This is a genomic window from Streptomyces durbertensis, from assembly GCF_014156695.1.
Classification (GTDB): Bacteria; Actinomycetota; Actinomycetes; order Streptomycetales; family Streptomycetaceae; genus Streptomyces; species Streptomyces durbertensis.
On record NZ_WMLF01000461.1, the window covers coordinates 1 to 4,186 of the forward strand.

The following is a 4,186-nucleotide window of genomic DNA, read 5'->3' on the forward strand; positions in this document are numbered from 1 at the left end:
CCGCACCGCCACAGGAGTCCCCCCTCCCGCCGCACGCGCAGCAGCCGCAGCCTCAGCCGCCGGCCCCGGCGACACCGGTGGCCGCCCCCGACAGCCCGACAGCACCGCCGGCCGACGCGCACGCCGCCGACGTCGCGCACCCGCACGGCGGCCAGGCGACGCCCGCCCAGCCGCTGCACCTGGGCGGCACGTTGGGGCCCGGCGGTGCGCCCCCGGCGCGCGAGTTCACCGTCAGCGCCCCCAAGGACGGCGCGGCGGAGGGGCCCGAGCCGCTGGACGGGCCGAACGGCGCGGTGGAGATCGTCGCCGACCCGACGCCGTCGATGCCGCTGCGCCCGATGGACGTGGACGACGAGCTGCCGCCCGAACCGCTGGACAACCCGCGTCGGCTGCTCGTCTGGCCCGAGCCGGACGTCACCACCCAGCTGGCGCTCACCGAGCGCGGCTACCGGCCGGTGATCGTGCACTCGCGGGAGGAGGTGGACGCGCAGATCGCGGCCTATCCGGCGGCGCTGTTCGTCGACCCGCTGACCGGGCCGATCACCCGTACCGCGCTGCAGTCGCTGCGGCAGGCGGCGGTGGCTGCGGAGGTGCCCGTCCTGGTGACGGCCGGTCTCGGCCAGGCGTCGCGGGAGGCGGCGTACGGGGCGGATCCCGCGGTGCTGCTGAAGGCACTCGCGCCCCGCGACAGCGAGCAGCACCCGCCGCGGGTGCTGCTCGTGGAGGAGCAGGAGGCCATCGCGCACGCGTTCGCCGCCACCCTGGAACGGCGCGGCATGCAGGTGGCGCACGCCCCCACCGACACGGACGCGGCCGCCCTCGCCGCGCAGGTGCGGCCGAACCTGGTGGTCATGGATCTCACGCAGGTGCGTCGACGCCGCGCGGGGGTCATCGACTGGTTGCGCGTCAACGGCCTGCTGAACCGCACCCCGTTTGTCGTCTACACCTCGGCGGCCATGGACGATCACCAGCTCGGTCAACTGGCCTCCGGTGAGACGGTGTTGTTCCTCGCCGAGCGGTCCACCAGCCCCGAGGTGCAGACCCGGCTGGTCGACCTGCTCGCGAAGATCGGCGCCCACTAGGCACGCCGGACGGCAGCCGAAGGCGGTCGGTCGAGCACCGACCGACCGCCCCGGGCCGCGTCCAGGCCGCGTCCGGGTCGCGCAACAGGCGGCGTCCGGGTCGCGCAACAGGCCGCGTCGGCCCGCCGCCCGCGCTCAGAGCCGGGTGACGTCCAGTTCGCCGGACGCGTAGCGGGCCCGCAGCACCTTCTTGTCGAACTTGCCGACGCTGGTCTTCGGCACCGCCGGGATCACCGCCCACCGCTCCGGCAGCTGCCAGCGCGCCACCCGCTCGCCGAGGAAGGTCCGCAGTTCCTCGTAGCCGACGTCGGCGGCGCCCTCCCGCAGCACGACGGTCGCCAGCGGCCGCTCTCCCCACTTCTCGTCGGGCACGGCGACAACGGCGGCCTCGGCGACGGCCGGGTGGGCCATCAGGTGGTTCTCCAGTTCCTGGGACGAGATCCACTCACCGCCGGACTTGATGACGTCCTTCGCGCGGTCGGTGAGCGTGAGGTAGCCGTCGGGCGAGATGGTGCCCACGTCGCCGGTGCGCAGCCAGCCGTCCGGGCTGAACTTGTCCTCCGGGCGCAGTGGTTCGTCGGCGTCGGCACCGCCGTAGTAGGCGGCGGCGATCCACGGGCCGCGCACCTCCAGCTCGCCGGCGGTGGCGCCGTCCCAGGGCGCGAAGCTGCCGTCGGGGGCGGCCAGCCGGGCCTCCACCGAGGCGGGCAGCCGGCCCTGCGTGAGCCGGTACGCCCATGCCTCGTCGCCGCTCGCTCCGGCGGGCGGGTACGAGACCGTGCCCAGTGGTGACGTCTCCGTCATGCCCCAGGCGTGCACGAGGGTGACGCCGTGCCGCTCCTCGAAGGCCCGCATCAGGCTGGGCGGGCAGGCCGAACCGCCGATGATCACCCGGCTCAGCGAGGAGACGTCGCGCTTGTTCTGCTCCAGCTCGGCCAGCAGCCCCTGCCAGATGGTCGGCACCGCGCCGGCGATCGTCGGCCGCACGGCCTCGATCATCTCGGCGATCGGCGCGGGCTGGAGGAACCGGTCCGTCATCAGCATCGAGGCGCCCGCCATGAACGAGGCGTGCGGCAGCCCCCAGGCGTTCACGTGGAACATCGGCACCACGGGCATCGCGATGTCGGCGCTGGTCAGGGCGAACGACTCGGCGCTGTTGACCTGCATGGCGTGCAGGTAGACCGAGCGGTGGCTGAACAGCACGCCCTTCGGGTCCCCGGTCGTGCCGGAGGTGTAGCAGAGGGCGGCGGCCTGCCGCTCGTCGGTCTCCGGCCAGTCGTAGGTGTCCGGACGACCGGCGAGCAGTTCCTCGTAGTCGTGGGCCCGCGCCGACGCGCCCTCCAGCACCGTACGGTCGCCGGGGCCGACCACCACGACGTGCTCGACGGTCGGCAGTTTCGGCAGCAGCGGGGCCAGCAGCGGCAGCAGCGTGCCGTTCACCAGCAGGACGCGGTCGGCGGCGTGGTTCACGATCCACACCAGCTGCTCGGGCGGGAGCCGCAGGTTGAGCGTGTGCAGGACGGCGCCCATCGACGGGATCGCCAGATACGCCTCCACGTGCTCGGCGTTGTTCCACATGAGTGTGCCGACGACATCCGACTCACGCACACCGAGTTCGTCCCGCAGCGCGTGGGCCAGGCGGGCGCTGCGGGCGCCGGTCTCGGCGAAGGTCCGTCGGTGCGGCTCGGGCCCGCCCGTCCACGTGATGGTCTCCGCCGCGCCGTGGACGCGCTCGCCGTGGGCGAGGATCCGGCTCACGGTCAGCGGGACGTCCTGCATCGTGCTCAGCACCGGGCCTCCTGAGGGTGGAAGGTTCGCGAAGCTCCACAAGAAGCGCGGCACGACAACACGGGTCGGCGCCGGTCACCCCCGCGCCGACCGTTGTTGACGGCCGCGTAACGTTCTCGCGGGCAGCCTGCCACCGACCGGGCGAACTGTCACGGGTCGGACCGAAAGTAGCTCATCCGTATACGAGTTGCCGCCGTTCGGGCGTCGCACGGACGGGTCAGGCAGCCGCCTCCGCCGCCAGCTGGCCGTCCTCCCGCAGCTTCGCCAGCGCCCGCGACACCGCGCTCTTCACCGTGCCGACCGAGACCCCCAGCACCTCGGCCGTCTGCGCCTCGCTCAGGTCCTCGTAGTAGCGCAGCACGACCATCGCCCGCTGCCGCGCCGGCAGCCGCAGCACCGCCCGCCACAGCGCGTCCCGCGTCGCCTGCTGCTCCGCCGGGTCCGGGCCGGGCACCGGCTCGGGCTCCGGCAGCTCGTCGCAGACGAACTCGTCGACCCGCCGCTTGCGCCACTGCGACGTGCGCGTGTTCAGCAGCGCCCGCCGCACGTAGCCGTCCAGCGCCCGGTGGTCCTCGATGCGCTCCCAGGCCAGGTACGTCTTGGTCAGCGCGGTCTGGAGCAGGTCCTCGGCGTCACTGGGATTGGCGGTGAGCGAGCGTGCCGTGCGCATCAGCACGGGCCCGCGCGCCCGGACGTAGGTGGTGAACGTCAGCGGCGTCACGAGGGGCGTCACGGTGGCGGAGGTCCCAGGCGTGGTCATGACCCCAACCTAGGTTCACGGGCACCCCCGGGGATCGACCGCAAGTCCTGAGGCTTCTCCATCTCAGGTTGTACTCGCGGGCGACCGCCCACCTCCCTCAGGGGGAGACGCGTACTCCGGAGATAGGGGCATCTCAGGGTCGACCCCGACTTGACCCGCCCCCGCGGGCCCGCCGTGGCGCCGGGAGACCGGCACGTGAAACGACCGGGTGGCCGCACCCGAAGGTACGGCCACCCGGCCTGACCCGATCCCCATCGCGCGCCGGCGCTCCTCGACGCCGGCGCGCTCAGCTCACCACACGCTCCAGACGTCTGCTCCGTCGGCGGCGTGAGCCACCCCGCCGAGCGCCGTCACCGCAGGTGGTACGGCGGCCAACGCCGCGGCGAGGCGGGCGGCACGGATGCTTGCCATGAACTTTCCTCCAGGACTGACTGTGCTGTCCCTCCGGACGTTCCGTCCCGAACGGCCGGCGGCGATGCGACGTCGCGAACCCAGACTGCCCCGCGTACGACCTGTCTCTTTTACACATCACCGAGCCCACGAGACATCAGGAAAT

2 protein-coding genes and 1 pseudogene are annotated in these 4,186 nt (G+C 73.2%); 1 reads left to right on the plus strand and 2 read right to left on the minus strand.

The features are described 5' to 3' along the window. Window positions 1-1,082: pseudogene (locus tag GL263_RS22645) on the plus strand (hypothetical protein); the annotation flags it as partial. 135 nt (window positions 1,083-1,217) lie between these two features. Here GL263_RS22645 and GL263_RS22650 read toward each other — a convergent pair. Both GL263_RS22650 and GL263_RS22655 read right to left on the minus strand, forming a co-directional pair. Continuing rightward, the gene (locus GL263_RS22650; RefSeq protein ID WP_182857602.1) at window positions 1,218-2,873 is read right to left on the minus strand and encodes a long-chain fatty acid--CoA ligase; all 1,656 of its coding nucleotides are present in this window, start codon (window positions 2,871-2,873) and stop codon (window positions 1,218-1,220) included. 214 nt (window positions 2,874-3,087) lie between these two features. Continuing rightward, entirely contained in the window at window positions 3,088-3,630 is a 543-nt protein-coding gene (locus GL263_RS22655; RefSeq protein WP_182857603.1) for a SigE family RNA polymerase sigma factor, read from the minus strand. Window positions 3,631-4,186: the final 556 nt, after the last annotated feature.

Bases quoted from the DNA above. Each gene is read 5' to 3' on its own strand.
- GL263_RS22655 (WP_182857603.1), bottom strand. From the start codon at position 3,630: ATGACCACGCCTGGGACCTCCGCCACCGTGACGCCCCTCGTGACGCCG.